This window comes from Kribbella sp. NBC_00889, from assembly GCF_045207705.1.
GTDB lineage: Bacteria > Actinomycetota > Actinomycetes > Propionibacteriales > Kribbellaceae > Kribbella.
The window spans coordinates 3,727,781-3,746,271 of record NZ_CP108783.1 but is presented as its reverse complement, the minus strand read 5'-3'; the positions used below and the strand labels follow the sequence as shown (position 1 = coordinate 3,746,271).

The following is an 18,491-nucleotide window of genomic DNA, read 5'->3' as shown; positions in this document are numbered from 1 at the left end:
GTTGGTTGCCGAGGGCATCGATAGCGCGATCTCTGCCTGCTGGCGGGCTGTAGTGCGCTATCGGCGACATTACCTGCCAGTGAGAGCGCATCACTGCCCGTTTGCTCGGCACGTCGGCTACTTGATCCGCCACCCGGCGGATTCGACCGCTCGGTGCAGGTGTCCAACGGCGCAGAAGGGGTTGCCGACCAGCTCCCATACTGCGATGCCATGAACCTCGGCGGGAGCCGTGAGGATGCCTATCGACTCTCCGGTCGAACTGACCAGCTCGGGCCAGGGCCGGTTCAGCTCGCCCATCGCGTCGTCTTGTAGTTGGAATGCGGCGAAGGCGCATGCCTGCTCCACGCCGCCCCTCCCGACGTCGAGTGGGAACTCATGTCCGCCGGCGGTCACGATGAGGTTGTCATCAGGCGTTCCGGTCCAGGCGCGGTCAGCCCGGATCTCAACCTTCTGCAGTCCGGTCCCGGCAAAGTCGGCATTCAGCCGATCAGCGACGAAGGCGCACGCGGCCCCTGTCTCGCTCTCGGTCCAGATGTCCATGACAGCTCCCAGGTCGTCTAGTCACACCAGTTTGCACTTGATGAAGAACGTCTGCACGACCGCACCCTTGGTGTTGTACGACGTACCAGTGATCTTGAAGATCTGGCCCGGGTTGTACGTCCGGATGTACCGATTCTTCGACTTGTCCCACGTCCTGGCGGGCAGCGAGCCGTGCGGCGGGTAGCTCTGCCTCTTGCCGTCGACCTTCTTCGAGCCCACGTGGATGCTCACCACGTATCGATCAGCGGGCAGCTTCGGGTACGTTCCCCATTGAATAGACGTTCCCGGGCCCTTCTGCTGGATCGACAACCGTCCCAGCTTGTTCTCGTCGGTGTAGTTCGGCGAACAGGAATGGATCGTTGTCGAGCCTGAGCCGGGCCGAGGAGTGTCGGCTGCGCAGGCTTTGACTGTAGGTACAACCATCGCTACGAGCGCCAGCGCGTGTGCCGGCGCGCCAGCCTGCACAAACTGTCTCGCGACCTGGTTGTTCTGGCGGCCAGCGGAGGTCCCTGGGATGAGGTTGGCGGCGACGTGGACCTGGTGCAGCTTCTGTTTGAGCTGCTGAATGGCGGACATCGTCGCGTTCTCCGATCTGGTATGGGTGGAGCTTCGGAAGGGAATCGGCTCACCAGTTGGTGAGGTCGTCGGCGAGCTGCTCCCAATGGAACGGCGGAACGGAGGCGGAGCGCAGGGGACGCGAGGAGACAGAGGTGCCCCTCTCAGCACGTCCGCTCCGCCGGATCGATGGCGATCAGCACCTGATGGTCGCTGCGCAGGAGGTGATCGCGTATCTCCAGTGGATTGCCGAGAACTGCCAAGTGGTGCAAGGTCGGTACAACGAGCGGTAGACCATCGGACTCCAGTAGCGAACCCAGGAGGTCGAACACCGCATCCGGCGGGCCGGGGCTCTGGACATACACCTTTCCAAGCCGATATCCGCTGGCAGAGGCACAAGCGATCAGCCTTCGGTGTGTTGCCAAGAGCTCGCCGGTGTTTCTCACGAAGAGCATCGACATGAATCCGAGAGCCGACATCTCTGACCCCTCCTGGAGCCGTTCGAACCGTGAGGTCGTCTGCCGACGACGCTCGCGAGACCGTTCGATTCCAGACGTTCGGCAAGTCCCGCTGCGTCCGCACCCGACCTCGAAATGATCGATGGCGGACGCGACGATCATCGGCTGGTCGTCACCGCTCACGGCGGCCAGCAGGCGTGAAGTGCCTCCGGGGACTCGATCTCTTCGACCTGGATGAAGCCCAGCTGGACACTTCGCAGTCAGGCCCTGGTCGTCACTGGTCCCCGCCACCGAGCTCTCGCAGCACTCGCTCGCCATCGGAATCGTCAGACCTGTGGTGATACACCGGGCGATGAACAAGGCTGCCGTCACAGTTCGTCCTTCCTTCTCCAACGGCATGCCCTGGGCTCTGCCGCTCGCGGGGTCTGCGCCATGCCAGGCGCTCCGGCCGATGGGTCCTAGACTCCGTCAGAGCGACGGTTACGGAGAGGTATTAGCCGCGTCAAAAGCGTCAACTTCTGCGAGAATGTGCAAGGCGAGGTTGGGGAGATGGTGCGCTTGTGAACGAGGTTCTGGACGAGCTTCTGCGGCAGCTGAGCTGGTCACCTCGTATGTTGGCGCGCCGTCTCAACCGAGATTTCGGCGCGGGAACGGTCGCGGAGACAGCGCCCTACCACTGGCGAGACTCGGGCGGCGTGCCTCGGCCGCCTCTGCCCGCTCTCGTAGCGCATCTCTTGTCCTCCGAGCTTGGCCGATTGGTGACGGTCAATGAGCTCTGGCAAAGGCGCGCAGTGGACTCGCCGTTGGTGATCGCAGCAGACGCGGGTATGCGCCAGCCTTGGACTCGAGCTGGCACTCTCAGGGCTATCGACGACTGGGTGGTGACAGGGTTGTTGGACAGACGAACCTTTCTGGCGATTTCCGGCGCTGGCCTTACATCGATTCCAGGCGACTACTTGGGGGCAGGGAAGGCTGCACACGAGTTCGCCCGTGCCGCCACAGATAGTCCGCTGATTGAGCAGATCGAGCAGACAATCCCGTTGCTCCAACGGTTGGACGACGCCAGCGGAGGTGGTGGTCATCTCGAGTACGTGGGCGCACAGTTCCGCTCCGTCGCATTGCTGGTGCGCCAAGGTGGACAGCCACGTTCGATCGAGACTCGCCTGCTTTCCGCACTCAGCGAGATCGGCCAGTTGGCTGGTTGGATGGCCTTCGACGCCGGCCTTCACGGCCCGGCGCAGCGCTACTTCCTCACTGCCCTTCGGGCTGCTCACGAGTGCGGGTACAAGACGATGGCCGCTCACATCGTGGCCGATCTGGCTTTCCAGGCCGCTACCCGCGAGCAGTCGTCAGATGCGGTGGCACTGGGCGAATCTGCAACCAAGATAGCGCGGCGCGCCCCGGCGAGCGTTCAGGCATCAGTCCACACCCGCCTCGCCTACGGATATGCCATCGCGGGTGACATGCCCGCGTTCGAACAAGCCCACAAGAGCGCTCTTGATGTGCTTGCTGAAGCTGACCGGGCCGAGGATCCTGCCTGGATGTACTTCCTGACCCCGAGCCACCTCGATACGCAGGCCGGCTACGCGCTGACGCACGCCGGGATGCTCGCCGCCGACAGCGGCAACGTATCAACGGGCCGTGCTCTGCTGCGCGAGGGTGAGAAGCTCCTCCGCGACGGCGCTTACGACAGTCCGCTCACCACACCTGCGCAACGCCGCGCGCTCTTCCAGGGGGCCTGGCTGGCTACCGCGGCCGCCGGCCGGGGCAACCTGGAGGAGGCCTGCGCTCTTGGACGGACAGCCGTGGCGCGGACCGCGACAGTTCGCTCCGGTCGGAGTATCGAGGTCCTCGGCAGGCTCGCGGCGCGGCTGCGGCGATCCAAGCGCAACGAGTACGTCAGGGACTTTCTGCCTTCGCTCGAAGCTTGTCTCGCTAGGACGTCGGCGTCATGATCCAGCATGTTGTCGTCGTGGGTGCTGGTGTGATTGGGCTGACCACCGCTGTCGGGCTTGCTGAGACAGGTCACCGAGTGGATGTAGTCGCGGCCGAGCCACCACGGGCGACCACCTCGGCCGTGGCCGGTGCACTTTGGGGACCCTGGCTGGTCGAGCCGCGTGAGCGCGTCCTTCCTTGGGCCGCCCACACTCTGAAGATCCTGCGCGAACTCGCCGAACACCCGAATTCAGGCGTCCGGATAGCAACTGGCATCGAGGTGTCCCGAACGAGCTACGCGCCACCTGACTGGGCCGGCCTGCTGCCTGACCGGACGCCGTGCGCGTCAGGGGCCCTTCCGCCTGGCTACCGCCACGGCTTCCGGTACAGCGCGCCGCTGGTTGACATGCCCGTTCACCTGGACTACCTACTGGCCAGACTGCGAGCTGCAGGTGGGACGGTGACCATCCAGCGGTTGACAGCGCTGAACCAGGCAAGCGCGGATCCGCACGCCGTAATCGTGAACTGTTCGGGTATCGGCGCCAGGCGGCTCGTTCCCGACTCGGACCTTTTTCCGATCCGTGGCTACCACGTCGTGGCCACGAATCCCGGTCTGACGGAATTCCTCGAAGCCGACACCGAAGATCCGGTGGACCTGCTCGCCATCTACCCGCACCGCGATCATGTCGTACTTGGCGGAACCGCCGAGCCTGAGGTCTGGGACCGCCGGTCAGATGATGCAATCGCAGCTGCCATCGTCGACAGATGCGCGAGACTCGAACCCCGCCTCGCTGCGGCCACGATCATCGAGCATCGAGTCGGCCTACGCCCGACCAGAGCTGCGATCCGTGTCGAAGCCGAGCGATCAGCGGTCGGACGCCTGATTATCCACAACTATGGGCACGGCGGCGCCGGCGTGAGTCTCAGCTGGGGGTGCGCGCAGGAGGTCGCCTCGCTTCTCGCCAACGTCGCTCGAGCCACAGATGATGGTCGTCCGGCGTAGCACCCCAGGCCGAGCGTGGGGTTGCACTTAATATGACGGGATGTCGATGAGTCTGTCGCCAGGACCCGTTCTACCGGCTCCCGGGCTGCGAATGCCTGGTGACACGCGCGCTGATCTGTCCGAGTTTCGCCTAGGAGGCCGCTGAGTGACTTCAGTTCGTCCTGTTACCGCCGACGCTCTGTACGCCGAGATCGCCGCTGCGCAGAGCGAATGGAAGTTGCCCTCGGTCAACGCGGGGGTGGTGCGTGACGGTTCGCTGGTGTGGACCGGGTCGCGCGGGAAGTTCGCGACGGCGGACGGTGGTGCGCCCGGTCCGGATGTGCAGTATCGGATCGGGTCGATCACGAAGACGCTGACCGCGATGCTGGTGATGCAGTGCCGCGATGACGGGCTGCTCGCGCTGAACGACGCCGTGAGCAAGCATCTGCCGGGGATCGCGTTCGGCGACCGGACCGTGCGGCACCTGCTCGCGCATTCCGGCGGCATGAACGCCGAGCCCGAGGGCCCTTGGTGGGAACGCAATCCGGGCGTCTCGTTCGACGAACTGACGGCGGCGATGGACGAGTCCCAGGCAGCCGGCCCGGCCGACCGCCGGCACCACTACTCGAACCTCGGCTACGCGCTGCTCGGTGAGATCGTGGCCCGGCTGCGGGGCGAGTCCTGGCTTCAGCTGGTGCAGTCCCGCATTCTCGATCCGCTGGAGATGCGGCATACGTCGTACTTCCCGCCGGGCCCCGCCGCCCAGGGTTTCTCCGTGCATCCGTTCAGTGGGCGGCTGTTGGAGGAACCCGCTCACGACTCCGGAGCGATGGCGCCGGCGGGGCAGTTGTGGAGCACGATCGAGGATCTGGCGAAGTACGCGATGTTCTGGATCGACCCCGTGCACGAGATCCTCAGCCGCGACACGGTAGAGGAGATGGCGTCGCCCGCGGCCTCGGACCCACGCGAGAAGCTGAGCGCTTCCTATGGCTTGGGTCTCCGGCTGATCGCCGACGATCCGCAGCTGTTCATCGGGCACACCGGCTCGATGCCCGGCTTCCTCGCCGGGCTGTTCGTCGACCGGACCCGCCGCGTGGGTGCGGTGACGTTGGGCAACGCGACGTACGGCCGGGTCGCATCCCTGCCACCGGACCTCGTGCGCATCCTCGTCACCCACGAACCGTTCCTGCCGCAGGAATGGGTGCCCGAGCCGTCGCTCACCCAGGGCGATGACCTGCTGGGGCACTGGTACTGGGGCAACACCCCACTCACGATCTCCGTCTCGGCAGGCATCCTCACCATGGCCGGAGGCCTGACCACCCGGCTGTCCCCTCTGGGCCGCGACCTCTACCAAGGCCGCGACGGCTACCTGGCCGGCGAAACCCTCCGCGTCCATCGCGACGGCTCCCGCATCACCCACCTCACCGTCGCCACCTTCACCCTCACCCGCAACCCTTACGGCGCCTGAGTTGTCCACAGGCCACGACAAACAGGTCGTCGTACGCCCTGCGCTCTGAGTATTCTGTGCGGCACTGCATGGAGTAGATCAGGGGTAGATCACCCGGCTGCTTACCGGGAAGGCGCAGGTTCGAGTCCTGCCTCCATGTCGAAGGCCGGCCGGCCCTGGTCGGGGCCGGCCGGTACCACCTTGGAGTAGCTCAGTGGTAGAGCACCCGGCTCTGAACCGGGAAGGCGCGAGTTCGAGCCTCGCCTCCAGGTCTGTCAAGACAACGGGGAGGCCTCGTGCCGGAGGAACCACAGGTGACGGCGTCGTCCGCCTACGCGGTCGGCCAGTTGCGGCAGGCTGTCGAGCGTGCGCTGGCAGCCGACGACGCGCGGGTCCGCCGGCGTGCGATCGCCCGGGCCGAGACCTGGCGCTCGGTACTCGACGGGATCGCGACCGGGCGGCTCGAGGTCGGCTCCCGGACTCCGGTGGCGGACACTCCGGCCTGGGTGACGCTGGAAGTCGCGCACGGTGGCTTCGCGACGGGTCGCTTCCTGGCCGAGGCGCCGCTGACCGACGACGAGCTGGAGCGGCTGCGGAACCTCCCGGACGATGCGCCGGGAGAGACCGATCGGGAGCGGCTCAACTTGTGGTACCTCGGCGACGACGGGCTGGCCGAATCGCGTCACGCGCTGCGCACCGGCCGGTACCGGGTCGACGTACCCGAGGAGTCGGCGCTGCTGGTCGTCGGCTGGCTTCTCGATCACGACCACGTGGCACCGGCGCTCGACCTGGTGGCCGAGCTCCGTCCGTTGATGCACCGGCTCCGGTTCACCCCGCGCTTCGAACCGGTCTCGGCCCCGTCCGGTGCGGTGGTCCGGCTGCAGCCGGTCTCCGAGGTCCGAGACTCGTTGCGGCAGGCAACAGTCCGGCCGCCGATCGCCGCCATGCTCGAGACCCTGCGCGTCTGGAACCCGCTGTACGACCGGCTGGTCGAGCTGTGGTGCGACACCGTCGAGGGCGCATTGCCCGCGGTGCACAACAACACAGCCGGTACGTCGATCGCCGGGGACTGGCCGTGCCGGGTCTGGCCCGCGGACTGGGCAGAACGCCGCCTGCAGTGGCTGTCGGACTACCGAGCTGCGGCCGAGGTCCACCGGTTGTCGGACAGCCATCGTCATCCGAAGAGCAACTTCGCCCGGCTCCGGGGTGCGCTCGAGCGATGCCCCGAAGACAGCTCTGCGCTGTCCGGTCGCGACGTCGGCTGGATCCGGCGGGCGCTGGCCAACACCATCTCCGCACACGGTGCGCCTGGATCGGAGGTCCGCGCCGCGCTGCGCACCACGCAGGCCGCGGTCGCCGCGCGGCCGACCCATGCCGCGCTCGCCCAGGTGCTGAGCGCCCGACTGGACAGGTACCCCGGCGACGGCGGACTGCCGTCCCTCGCTCCGATCGAGGCCGATGTCGCGGAGGACGAGGCATCGCTCGCGCCGCCGGGATGGCCGATTCCGACGCAGCTGGTGGCGAAGACGGAGCGCGCACTGGAGGCGCCGGTCGGCGAGCTGGTCGAGCGCGGAGTGATCGGTTCTGGCGAGGTACTGGCCCGCGTGCTGCCGCAGGTCACGTCGCAGTTGCTGGCCGCGAACATCGCCGATGCCGCGCTGGCCTCGGCGTACGCCCGGACCTATGGTGCCTTCCGGCGGCGGCGCAGTCTGCTGCTGCTCAACCTCGAGCATCAGGTGCGGTTCGAGGAACTGCCGTGGATCGCTGCGGTGTCGCCGTTCCGCGAGCGGCGTGCAGAAGCCGCCCGGGCCGCTGAGCAGTCGCTCCGGGAGACGACCGTGCTCGCGCTCGGGTCGTTCCCGCAGGCGATCCTGCCGAATCCGTTGACCCGCGAGCTGGGTGCTCTGGCGACCCAGGCCGGGCTCCGGCTGCCGCTGGTCGAAGAGGTCGCGGCGGACATCTTCATGGGCACGTTCACGACGAAGTGGCGGGATGCCGCGACGATCGCGAGCCGACTGCTCGACGGGACTCTGTACGCCCGGTACTACGACCTGCCGAGAGACTGGCCGGACGTGGAAAGACGATGGAGGAAGCGCTGGGGGAAGGGCACCGCAGACGACTTCGCAGAGCTGTGCGTGCGTCGTTCCCAGGAGGCCACGAGTGAGCAGGCATCGGGCAGCCGCGTCGCCGCGAACGGCGCGGTTCTGGAGCAGAGCCAGATCCTCACGACGCACAACCTCGCCGTCCTGGTCGACGCGCTGGGACTGACGGACCGGGTTCGGGAGGCCGGGCCCGAGCTCGCCGAGCGCGCCCTCGCGTGGTCCGTACGCCGGTTGACCCAGCCCGCACCGACCTGGGTCAGCGGCCTTCAGGCGATCAAGAACGCGGCGTACTGCTGGCGGCAGGGGATCTTCTTCCTGAGTTTCTGCGACCAGGCTGCCCAGCTCGAAGCAGTCGGTCGACTGCGCGATCGTGCGGCCGTCCTCGGTCCGCGCTTCGTTCCGGCGGTCGAGGGCTTGGCCGCGATCGTCGCCGGGGAGCGCTTCGATCAGGCCGGTCGTGTCGCCGTGAACGGGCGCCGCCTGCTCGGCTGGAGTGTCGGCCCACACTGGGCCCAGCGCGACTGACTCCTACCTCGCCTGAGGGATTGTCAGGGTGTAGAGGCCTGGCTTCGGTCGGGTTTGTAGTTCGTCTTCCAGGGGGCGGGCTTCGTCGGGGCGGCCTAGTGCGCGGAGGGTTTGGATCACTGTCTGGAGTGCGGGTGTTGTTCGTCGGACGGTCAGGGCCTCCTGGTACGCCGCCAGTGCGTCCTCGAGTCGGTGGGCCGCTCGGAGGTCGTCACCCAGCAGACCGAGTGCCAGGACGAGCTTCTCGTTGTCGTCGCCGTTGCGCAGGTTGGCTCGCAGGATCGCGACGGCGGCCTCGTCGTTCGGCACGGCTTCCTCGTAGCGCTGGAGCTCGCGGAGACTGCCGGCCAGATTGACCAGGTGGCGGATCTGGGCGGTCGGCGTCGTCTCGTCGAGCGTGCGGGAGACGTCGAGCGCCTCCGCGTACGCCGCCTGCGCGCGCTCGTGCTCGTCCAGATCCGACAGGCAGTGGCCGAGGTCGGTCAAGGCGCCCACGAGTGACGAGCGTCGATCCGGGTGCTCGGCTGCGAGCGGCCGGAGGATGTCGGCCGCCTGTATGAGCAGTGGCAGAGCCGCGTCGTACTCACGCAGCTTCACGTGCCGATCCGCGACGAGACCGAGCGCCCGGGCGTGCTTGCGGTTCGCTTCGTAGGCGAGCTCGGCGCGGGCCATCAGCAGCTCGTCGGCCTCGGCGCCGACCCGGTCGGCCGGGAGCTCGCTGACGCTGGTCTCGAGCCGTTCCATCGAGTCGGCGAGGTAGAAGCGTTCCCAGTAGTTCTCGCCGACGGTCCGGTAGACGGCGACCAGTTCCTCCGCGACGAGGGCGGCATCCGCGTGCCGGTCGAGGTTCTCCAGCGCTGCCCACTGCAGGCTAAGCGCCGGGGCGAGCCGTTTGAGCTCGGCCGGTCGGGCGAAGCCGAGTTTGCGCAAGTTGACGGCCGCTTGGGCCGCCTCGTCGGCAGCGTCCTCGTGCTTCCCGGATCGGAAGCTCTTCGAGGCGTATCTGTACTGGGCGATGGCTTGCCCGAGGTACAACGACCGGACGCTGTCGCCGAACAGCAGGACGACGAACGCACCGATGACCGTGATCGTCTTGCCGGGTCCGATTCCGGCGATCCACAGGACCAGACCGGTAACGGCTGCCAGGCCTCCCAGGACGCGGATCGGGTACCGCCGCAGTTTGTCCATCATCCCCACCCCCTTGGTGGGATCCGACGCGTGGGGAGCCGGTTCGGTTGCCGGTGACCGTGACGATTCCCACTCCTCGGGTGGTGGAGTTGACACGGTGCGTGAGGCGGGAGAAAAGTTAGGCCTGCCTTAGTAAGGCTTGCCTTACTCGACAACTTTCCCGGGAGATCTGGTGCCGCATCCTGCGCGTCTGACCGCGCTGCCCTCGCCTGTGCGCAACCCGTTCGATTCCGCGTGGCCGTTCGCCTCGACTGTGTCCGATCGTGACCGAGGGCCGCTCCCGCACGGATCGCCGGCGGAGGTACTGCGCCGGACCGCCGAGGTGCTGGGCGAGCCGCGGGTGCCGTCGACCGGGGTGGGTGAGTCGGCCGCGTTGGACCTGATCGCGGGGCTGCTCGACGAGCACGGGATCGACCTGAGCCACCCGCACGCGGCCGCGCACCTGCAGCCGCCGGTCCTGCAGGTGGCGGTCGACGCCGACGCGCTGGCGTCCGCGAGCAACGCGTCCATGGACACCTACGACTCGGGTCCGGCGACGCTCGCGATCGAGCAGTGGGTGGTGAAGGCGCTGGCCGGGCTGGCCGGCTTCGGTCCGGAGGCGGACGGTGTACTGACGCCCGGCGGCTCGATCTCGAACCTTCTGGCCGTGCTGATCGCCCGCGACAGCGCTGCCGCCGCAGTCGGGATCGACGTACGGCGGAACGGCGTACATGGGCTCGATCACCCGGTCGTGTTCTGCTCGGAGCTCGCCCACTTCTCGGTCCAGCGAGCCTGCGCCGCCCTCGGGCTCGGTGAGGAGGCGGCGATCACGATCGCCTCCGACGAGGAGTTCCGGATGCGTACCGACGTACTGGCTGACGAGTTGGCCAAGCCGGGTCGTACGCCGGTCGCCGTGATCGCCACGGCCGGTACGACGGACTTCGGCTCGATCGACCCGATCGCGCCGATCGCCGAGCTCGCCCGGCAGTACGGCGCCTGGGTGCACGTGGACGCGGCGTACGGGTTCGGGGCGCTGTTCTCCGACCGGCTCGCCCCACTGCTGGCTGACCTGACCCATGCCGACTCGGTCACGCTCGACCTGCACAAGCTCGGCTGGCAGCCGGCCGCGACCAGCGTGCTGCTGGTGGCCGACCGGAACCGGTTCGCCGCGTTCGGTCGCTCGGTCGACTACCTGAACCCGGCCGACGACATCGACTCCGGACTGGACGGGCTGCTCGGCCGCAGTCTGCAGACCACCCGCCGCCCGGACGCGGTGAAAGTCGCCACCACGCTGACGGCGTACGGGCGGGCCGGACTGGGCACGATGCTCGACACCTGCCACGAGCTCGCGCACGCCGCCGCGGCCCGGGTCGTTGCCGACAGCAACCTCGAGTTGCTGGCGCCGGTGACCCTGACCACGGTCCTGTTCCGGGTCGCCGGGCAGGGCCTGGAGGCGGCCGCGGCGGACGCTCTCCAGGGTGAGGTCCGGCGCCGGTTGCTGACGTCCGGGCGGGTGCTGATCGGCCGGACCAAGCTGCCGGCCCGCGGCGGCCGCCCGGCGGTGGTCGCGTTGAAGCTGACGCTGCTGAACCCGAATGCCACCGCGACGGACATCGAGGACCTCCTCGATCAGGTCGTGGCCACCGGCTACGACGTCCTGGCGGAGAGCGGCGAAGGAGCAGCGTGACCTCATCGAACTCATCCGACCCATCGACCTCGGCGACGTCGTCGCTCGCGACGGCTGTTGCGGCCCATCTGAACGCGATCCTGCGGTGCTACACGCGGGAGACGGCGGTGCCGGTCGTCGTCGGTCCGCTGACCCTGGCGGTCGGCGACTCGACTATGACCGCGCGGGTGGAGCACGCGTCCCGGACCGGGCTGCACCAGTTCACCGACGTGCTGCTCGACGGCGTACCGCCGGCTCCGGAGGACCTGGTCCGGGTGCTGTCGGCCGACGCCGACCCGGCCGAGATCGACCCGGCCGAGATCGACGACCTGGCGGCGCGTACGGCGGAATCGGTCCGCACCGTCGCGCGGTTCGTCGGTGAGGCCGGCGGTGAGCGCGGACCGGGTCGTTTCCTGGAAGTCGAGCAGGCGCTGCTGCTCGGTCACCTGAATCATCCGGCGCCGAAGAGCCGGGACGGATTGAGCGGCGACGAGCTGGCGGCGTACTCGCCGGAGCTCGGCGGCCGCTTCGCGGTGCACTGGTTCGAGGCCGACGCCGAACTGGTGTCGTCGGACCAGGTGGCCGGCGCGCCCTCGCTGCAGGGACTGGACGCTGTGCAGCTGATGGGCGCGCTGGCCGGTATCACTCCGTCGGCCGGCCGAGTGCTGATCCCGGCCCACCCGTGGCAGGCGGCGTCCGTTATGCAGCGGCCGCGGGTGGCTGAGCTGATCGCTGCCGGTCGTGTGAAGGCTCTGGGAGCTCAGGGGGCGGAGTGGTACCCGACCTCGAGCCTGCGGACTGTGTTTCATCCGGACATGTCCGTGATGCTGAAGCTGTCGCTCGGTCTGCGCATCACGAACTCTCGACGCGAATCGACGCCTACTGAGTTGCGCCGCGGGCTGGAGATCAACCGGTTGCTGGATGCGGCCTACAACGCCGGTACGGCGACCGCACACCCGCGGTTCTCCATCGTCCGCGACCCCGCGTGGGTTGCTCTTGACGAGGGTGGACCGACATTGACTGGACTTGACGTTGCTGTACGAGAAGTGCCAAGAGACGTCAATAGTTATCAATGTTTGGCGGGTCTAGTCGCGCCACGGCCAGGCGGAGTGGCGCGGCTGAGCGAGTACGCCGCGGACGATCCACTCGGCTGGACGGCGTCGTACATCGACAACGTGTTGATCCCGATGCTGCACCTGTACGCCGAGACAGGTATCGGCCTGGAGGCGCATCAGCAGAACACTCTGGTGCGCACAGACGGTGCGGGCCGGATCAAGGGTGGTGCGTACCGCGACAACCAGGGTTACTACTTGGCTTCGTCGTACCTGCGTGGACTGCTCGGTGTGACCGGGCTGCGGGACTCCACGCTGGCTGTGATCGAGGACGCCATCGTGGATGACAGGCTGACGTACTACCTGCTGCACAACCAGGCGCTGGCCGTTGTCGGCTGTCTGGCTGTCGATGGAGTCGCGGACGAGAGGGGGCTGCTCGGTGTGGTGCGTGAGCGGCTGACGCTGGCCTTGCCGTTGCTGAGGGCTGCCGGTCCGGATGGCGACCGGCTGGCCCGCCGCTGGCTGGAGGCTGACACGTTGCCGTGCAAGGCCAACATGATGACCAGGCTGCGCGGCATCGACGAAGTGGTCGCGCCGCTGGATGCTCAGTCGGTCTACCTCGACATCCCGAACCCGCTCCGATGAGGAGTGACGTTCGGCCGATGCTCCACCTGGACAACGGCTTCGACCTCCGCCCGGCCGAAGCCACCGACGCCGCCAGGATCGCGCTGTGGATGGCCCAGCCACACATCCAGCAGTGGTGGCAGCAGGACTGGTCGGTGGAGCACTGGGCGCAGGAGCTCAGCCGGCAGACGGCGGGGGAGCACTCCGTCCCGTGCGTGGTCGCGGTCGACGCGGAGGACTTCGGGTACGTCGAGCTCTATCGGGTCCGGCACGACCGCCTGGCCGAGTACTACTCGAGTGACGAGCACGACTGGGGCATCCACGTCGCCATCGGCGACCTGACGCGGGTCGGCCGCGGTCTCGGGCGCCGCCTGCTGCGCGCGCTGGCCGACGCTCTCCTGCACTCAGACCCTGCCTGTCAGCGTGTCGTCGCCGAACCCGACATCGCCAACACTCCCTCCGTCCGCGCGTTCGTCGCGGCCGGCTTCGTCCAGCGTGGCGAGCTACAGCTGCCCGAGAAGACCGCACTACTGATGGTCCGCACCAGGACCATGGAGGTACTGACATGAAGACCGCCCCGGATTTGACGCCGTACGACGTGATCGCGATCGGCTGTGGACCCTTCAACCTCGGGCTGGCCGCGTTGGCCGACGGACTGGACGACGTACGGCTGGCAGTGCTCGACAGCCGGCCGGAGTTCACCTGGCACCGCGGACTGATGTTCGGCGACGCGATGCTGCAGGTGTCGTTCCTGGCCGATCTGGTCAGCCTGGTCGAGCCGGCGCACCGGTTGTCGTTCCTGTCCTTCCTGCGCGACAACGATCGGCTGTACCAGTTCTACGTGCGGGAGAAGTTCCACCCGACCCGCCGCCAGTACGAGACGTACCTGCGGTGGTGTGCGGCGCAGTTGGACTCGCTGCACTTCGGTCACCACGTCAGCGAGGTCTCCTGGACGGGTGAGGTGTTCGAGCTCACGGTGGAGCGTGGTGAGTCCACCGAGACGTTCGCTGCGCGGCATCTGGTGGTTGGCGTGGGTACTGAGCCCGCGGCGCCTGCTGCACTGGCCGGACTGCCCGAGGAGCGGTTCCTGCACTCGGCGGACTACCTCTTCCGCCGCGACGACCTCCTGCGGACAGGGCGGGTGACCGTTGTCGGGTCCGGTCAGTCCGGCGCGGAGTGTGCGCTCGACCTGCTGCGTGCCAATGCCGACGGTGGCCCTGACGTGTCGTGGCTGACCCGGACTCCGTCGTTCGCGCCACTGGACTACTCGAAGCTCGTGCTGGAGATGACCACGCCGTCGTACGTCGACTACTTCCACGCACTGGACGAGACGACCCGCGACAAGCTGGTCAAGGAGCAGTGGCGGCACTACAAGGGCATCTCGTCGGAGACCCTCGACGACATCCACGATGTGCTCTACGCGCGCGACCTAACTGCCGCGCCGGTCGAGCTGCAGTGCGGTGTGGCAGTCGTGTCCGCCGTGGTCCGTGCCGACGGCATCGAGATGACGCTGCAGCACGCGGACAGTGGCAAGACCTTCCAGCACCACTGCGACGCCGTGGTGGCGGCCACCGGCTATCGCAACCGCCCGCTGCCGTTCATGGCCACTCTCGAGGACCAGGTACGCCGCGACACTGCCGGGCGTTGGATGATCAACCGGGACCACAGCGTGGCGACCGACAGCGCACTGGCCGGCCGACTCTTCGTGGCGAACGCGGACCTGCACAGCCATGGTGTCGCGGCGCCGGATCTCGGGATCGGTGCCATCCGCAACGCCACCATCCTCAACAGCGTCGCCGGGCGCGAGGTGTTCCGGCTGCCGAAGTCCACCGCCTTCACGACGTTCGCCATCCCCGGATGAGTGACTGGAATCGCTGTTCGGCAGAGCTGCTGGCGAAGCTGATCTCGCAGTTCTGCACCGAGAACCTGCTCCAACCGGTCGACAACCGGCTGGACCTCGGCGACGTCTCCTACATGTTCACCGCGACGCGAGGCGCCTTCGGAAGCTGGCGGGTCGCGTCGGACTCCATCAGGCGTACGACCGCGGGCATCCTGGGCAACGACGAGAGCGAGGTCGCCATTGACCCGGTTCAGTTCCTCGTCGACGCGGCCGACCTACTCGGACTCGACGGGCCGACGGTGGCCGGGTACGTCGCGGAGTTGGCCAGCACGCTGGCTGCCGACGTATGGATGGCATCGACTGCGGTAGCGCCTGCTGAACTGCTGGAGTTGCACCACAGCCGGAAGGAGGGGCATCTGACCGGGCACCCGTTGCTGGTGGCCAACAAGGGCCGTCTGGGGTTCTCCGCCGAGGACAGCCTGCGGTACGCGCCTGAGGCACGTACTCCGCTGCGTCTGACCTGGCTCGCCGTACGCCGAGGGCTCGCGGAGTTCCGTGGTACGCCGGACCTGTCGGAGCACTCGGTGGTAGGGCGTGAGCTGGGTCCTGACGCGCTGGAGGCGTTCCGCGGCCAGTTGGTCGACCCGGACTCGTACGTGTGGCTCCCGTGCCATCCATGGCAGCTGGACCACGTCGTACGGACGCAGTGGGCGCGTGAGCTGGCCGCCGGGGAGATCGTCGTCCTGGGGGAGGGGCCGGACGAGTACCTGCCGACCCAGTCGATCCGGACGATGGTGAACATCACCCAGCCGCTGCGCTACCAGGTGAAGCTGCCGCTGAAGATCCTGAACACCTCGGTGTATCGCGGCATCCCGGAGCACTGCACGCTGGCCGCGCCGATGGTCACCCAGTGGCTGCGCGGACTCTGGTACCGCGATGAGGTGCTGGGCCGTCTCGGCACCGAACTGCTCGGTGAGGTCGCGTCTGTGACCGTGCGCCATCCGCAACTGTCCAGTGCTCCCGGCATCCCGTACCAGTGGACCGAGACCCTCGGCTGCATCTGGCGAGACCCGGTGGACCCGCGTCTCCAGCCGGGCGAGACTGTCTGGCCGCTGGCCGCAGTACTGCATCCCGGTCTGGTCGAGGAGATGATCGCCCGCTCCGGCACCGACGCCCGCACCTGGATCAGTCACCTCATCGGTACGCTCCTCCGCCCACTGCTCCATCTGATGCACCACTACGGCATCACCGTGAACCCCCATGGCGAGAACCTGGCCATCATCTGCAGCCCCGAAGGCCTCCCCGCTCGCCTGGTGATCAAGGACCTGGTCGACGACATCAACGTCTCCACCGAGCAGGTATTTGCCCGAGGCACCGAGCCGGACTCGCACGACCGCGTCCTGCCCCGCAAACCCTGGCACATCCTCCGCCAGTACCTCATCGACGCCCTACTCCTCGGCGTCCTCAACCCCCTCGCCGACCTCGGGCTCATCCCACCAGAAGAGTTCTGGGGCCTGACCCGCGGCGAGGTCGACCTCTACACCACCACCCATCCCGAGTACGCCGACCGCCTGGCTGCCACCGCCCTCACCGCCGAAACCTTCGCCCGCTACCCCCTCAACGGCTACCGCCTGACCCTCGGCTACACCGACCTCGACACCCGCCCCCCAATCCCCACCACCGGCCGCATCCCCAACCCACTGCACACTGCCGAGCCGCTCCACTAGAAGCGCGTCGGCGGGCCGTGGCGCCAGAGTTGTAGTTCTTCGTCTATTACCAGGGCGAGGCCGAGGAGGTCGGCCTCGCGTTCGGGGAGGGCGGCTAGGGAGAGGCCTACTGGTAGGCCTCGTTTGTCGAAGCCGGCGGGGACGCTGAGGGCAGGGAAGCCGGCGACGGACCAGGGAGTGGAGAGACGGATCTTCGGGCCCTTCGGGGGGCAGTTGGGGTCGATCAGGGGTGGGGCGGCGTCGATGGTGGGGTGGGCGATCGCGTCGAGTCCGTGGGCGGCCATGATGCCTCGCCAGTCGTTGGCCCAGCCGGCTCGGAGGCGGAGGGCTTCGGCGTACCGCTCTGGGCTGACGCGTTCGCCTTTGCGGACTCGTTCGCGGACCTGGGGTGTGTAGAGATGGCTGTGGGGTTCGAGGGCGTCGTGGATCTGGTGCGCCTCGCTCTCGGTGATCGTGTCGAAGACGCCGATGGACTTCTCCAGGACGACCTTGGTGTTCGGCGGGTTCTCGACCTCGACCAATTGGGCGCCGCGGGCTGCCAACAGCCCCAGAGCCTCATGGCAGACGACGGCGATGCGGTCGTCGACCTGCTGCCAGGACATCTCGGTCGGAAGCCCGATGCGGACGCCGCTGAGGTCGTGCGGGGATTCCAAGGGGTACGGCGGGCAGGGTTCGTTGCGAGTCGCGGGGTCGCGGGGGTCGTGGCCGGCCAGGACTGACATCAGGATCGAGATGTCGAGCATGCGGCGGGCCATCGGGCCGGCGACGTCGAAGGACGGGCTGAGCGGGATCACGCCGTACCGGGAGATGCGGCCTGGGGTGCTGCGCAGGGTGCAGACGCCGCAGGCTGCGGCGGGGATGCGGAGCGAGCCGCCAGTGTCGGTGCCGGTGGCGATCGGGGCCATGCGACCGGCGAGCGCGGCCGCCGATCCGCCGGAGGATCCACCCGGCGTACGACGTACGTCCCACGGGTTGGCCGTCGGCGTTGATGCGGTCCCGTAGGCGAACTCGTGGGTCGTGGTCTTCCCGAGCAGGCCTGCACCGGCCGCGGACAGCCGCTCCCACACGGCGGCGTCCTCGGCCGGGACGTAGGTCGCCAGCACCTGGCTGCCCGCGGTGGTGAGGACTCCTTTGGTGAGGAAGACGTCCTTCACCGCCACCGGTACGCCGCCCAGCGGTCCGACCCGATCGCCGGATGCGCGGGCTTCGTCGGCGCGAAATGCGGCGTCGAGGGCGAGATCGGGAGTAAGGGTGACGAATGCCCGGACCGCGGGTTCGGCCAGGTCGATGCGGCGCAGACAATCCTCGACGAGTTCGCGCGCCGAGAGCTTCCGTTGCCCCAGTAATTGGAGCACCTCGGTCAGGCTGAGGTCCGCGGCGGAGTCACTCACGTCTGCGAGCCTACGAAAAAATACCCGCCCGGGGATCCCGGGCGGGTGTCGAGAGGTGCGCGGCAGCGCTGCCGGTCAGCGCCCCATGGCGGTGGCGACGTTGTAGAGGCCGAAGCAGAAGACCATCACGACGCCGAAGAGCAGAATGAACAGGATCTGCTTCCAGAAGGAGATCAGGAGCACCGCACTGGCCAGCACGACGACGGTTGCGACGAATTCGTTGGGAGGCATGGCGTTTCCTCTTTTCCTTCGATTCACTTCCTTTGATGACTTGTCATTTGCCGCTCACCGGTTAGAGTGAGTCGGCGGTTCGGCGTAACTGATTACGCTTTCAGTGAACGTCATGACAAACGGTTGTCAATCCAGATAATTTGGCACGGAATTCTTTGTCCGGACATGATTTTGGCAGCGTCGCGGCGGCGCCCCTGCGGGGTTGGCTGCCAGCAGGCGTACGCTGACGGCGGTTGGCGTATCGATATC

At 67.7% G+C, this 18,491-nt stretch carries 15 protein-coding genes and 2 tRNA genes; 11 read left to right on the top strand and 6 right to left on the bottom strand.

The genetic code is table 11. The features are described from left to right. Positions 1-117: 117 nt before the first annotated feature. The 3 genes from OG817_RS18250 to OG817_RS18240 all read right to left on the bottom strand — a co-directional run bounded on the left by OG817_RS18250 (position 118) and on the right by OG817_RS18240 (position 1,736). Complete coding sequence (locus tag OG817_RS18250; RefSeq protein ID WP_396389826.1) at positions 118-540, bottom strand: hypothetical protein; 423 nt, start codon at positions 538-540, stop codon at positions 118-120. Between the two features lie 21 nt (positions 541-561). Further along, complete coding sequence (locus tag OG817_RS18245) at positions 562-771, bottom strand: hypothetical protein (protein WP_360439827.1); 210 nt, start codon at positions 769-771, stop codon at positions 562-564. Positions 772-1,259: 488 nt separating this feature from the next. Continuing rightward, positions 1,260-1,736, bottom strand: a complete 477-nt coding sequence (locus OG817_RS18240; protein WP_406056172.1) for a hypothetical protein — start codon at positions 1,734-1,736, stop codon at positions 1,260-1,262. Positions 1,737-2,113: 377 nt separating this feature from the next. Between OG817_RS18240 and OG817_RS18235 the strand changes: the two genes are divergently transcribed. The 6 genes from OG817_RS18235 to OG817_RS18210 all read left to right on the top strand — a co-directional run bounded on the left by OG817_RS18235 (position 2,114) and on the right by OG817_RS18210 (position 8,544). Then, the gene (locus OG817_RS18235) at positions 2,114-3,508 is read left to right on the top strand and encodes a transcriptional regulator (protein ID WP_406056170.1); all 1,395 of its coding nucleotides are present in this window, start codon (positions 2,114-2,116) and stop codon (positions 3,506-3,508) included. Further along, positions 3,505-4,491, top strand: a complete 987-nt coding sequence (locus OG817_RS18230) for an FAD-dependent oxidoreductase (protein ID WP_406056168.1) — start codon at positions 3,505-3,507, stop codon at positions 4,489-4,491. The genes OG817_RS18235 and OG817_RS18230 overlap by 4 nt, the downstream gene beginning before the upstream one ends. 145 nt (positions 4,492-4,636) lie before the next feature. Continuing rightward, positions 4,637-5,938, top strand: a complete 1,302-nt coding sequence (locus OG817_RS18225) for a serine hydrolase domain-containing protein (protein WP_406056166.1) — start codon at positions 4,637-4,639, stop codon at positions 5,936-5,938. Between the two features lie 67 nt (positions 5,939-6,005). Then, positions 6,006-6,077, top strand: a tRNA-Ser gene (locus OG817_RS18220). A gap of 40 nt (positions 6,078-6,117) precedes the next feature. Further along, a tRNA-Gln gene (locus tag OG817_RS18215) sits at positions 6,118-6,189 on the top strand. A 24-nt stretch (positions 6,190-6,213) separates the two neighbouring features. Continuing rightward, positions 6,214-8,544, top strand: coding sequence for a hypothetical protein (locus OG817_RS18210; protein WP_406056164.1), 2,331 nt, complete (start codon positions 6,214-6,216; stop codon positions 8,542-8,544). Between the two features lie 3 nt (positions 8,545-8,547). Here OG817_RS18210 and OG817_RS18205 read toward each other — a convergent pair whose 3' ends face one another. After that, positions 8,548-9,735, bottom strand: a complete 1,188-nt coding sequence (locus tag OG817_RS18205; protein ID WP_406056162.1) for a tetratricopeptide repeat protein — start codon at positions 9,733-9,735, stop codon at positions 8,548-8,550. Between the two features lie 169 nt (positions 9,736-9,904). Here OG817_RS18205 and OG817_RS18200 point away from each other — a divergent pair, with 169 nt between their 5' ends. Genes OG817_RS18200 through OG817_RS18180 form a run of 5 tightly spaced genes read left to right on the top strand, consistent with a single transcriptional unit; the run spans position 9,905 to position 16,620 of the window. Then, positions 9,905-11,398 (top strand): pyridoxal phosphate-dependent decarboxylase family protein, encoded by a 1,494-nt coding sequence (locus tag OG817_RS18200; RefSeq protein ID WP_406056160.1) that lies wholly within the window; start codon positions 9,905-9,907, stop codon positions 11,396-11,398. Further along, positions 11,395-13,074 (top strand): IucA/IucC family protein, encoded by a 1,680-nt coding sequence (locus OG817_RS18195; protein WP_406056158.1) that lies wholly within the window; start codon positions 11,395-11,397, stop codon positions 13,072-13,074. The genes OG817_RS18200 and OG817_RS18195 overlap by 4 nt, the downstream gene beginning before the upstream one ends. Beyond that, a complete protein-coding gene (locus OG817_RS18190; RefSeq protein WP_406056156.1) occupies positions 13,071-13,622 on the top strand; it encodes a GNAT family N-acetyltransferase in 552 nt (183 codons plus the stop codon). Before OG817_RS18195 ends, OG817_RS18190 begins: the two co-directional genes overlap by 4 nt. Further along, a complete protein-coding gene (locus OG817_RS18185; RefSeq protein ID WP_406056154.1) occupies positions 13,619-14,914 on the top strand; it encodes a lysine N(6)-hydroxylase/L-ornithine N(5)-oxygenase family protein in 1,296 nt (431 codons plus the stop codon). Before OG817_RS18190 ends, OG817_RS18185 begins: the two co-directional genes overlap by 4 nt. Continuing rightward, complete coding sequence (locus OG817_RS18180) at positions 14,911-16,620, top strand: IucA/IucC family protein (protein WP_406056152.1); 1,710 nt, start codon at positions 14,911-14,913, stop codon at positions 16,618-16,620. Before OG817_RS18185 ends, OG817_RS18180 begins: the two co-directional genes overlap by 4 nt. Here the strand turns inward: OG817_RS18180 and OG817_RS18175 are convergent. Both OG817_RS18175 and OG817_RS18170 read right to left on the bottom strand, forming a co-directional pair. Beyond that, positions 16,617-18,011 carry an amidase gene (locus OG817_RS18175; protein WP_406056150.1) on the bottom strand — a complete coding sequence of 465 codons (1,395 nt, stop codon included), beginning with the start codon at positions 18,009-18,011 and terminating at the stop codon, positions 16,617-16,619. The two genes, OG817_RS18180 and OG817_RS18175, sit on opposite strands and share 4 nt — an antisense overlap. A 75-nt stretch (positions 18,012-18,086) precedes the next feature. Continuing rightward, positions 18,087-18,242 (bottom strand): hypothetical protein, encoded by a 156-nt coding sequence (locus OG817_RS18170; RefSeq protein WP_165553780.1) that lies wholly within the window; start codon positions 18,240-18,242, stop codon positions 18,087-18,089. Positions 18,243-18,491 lie beyond the last annotated feature (249 nt).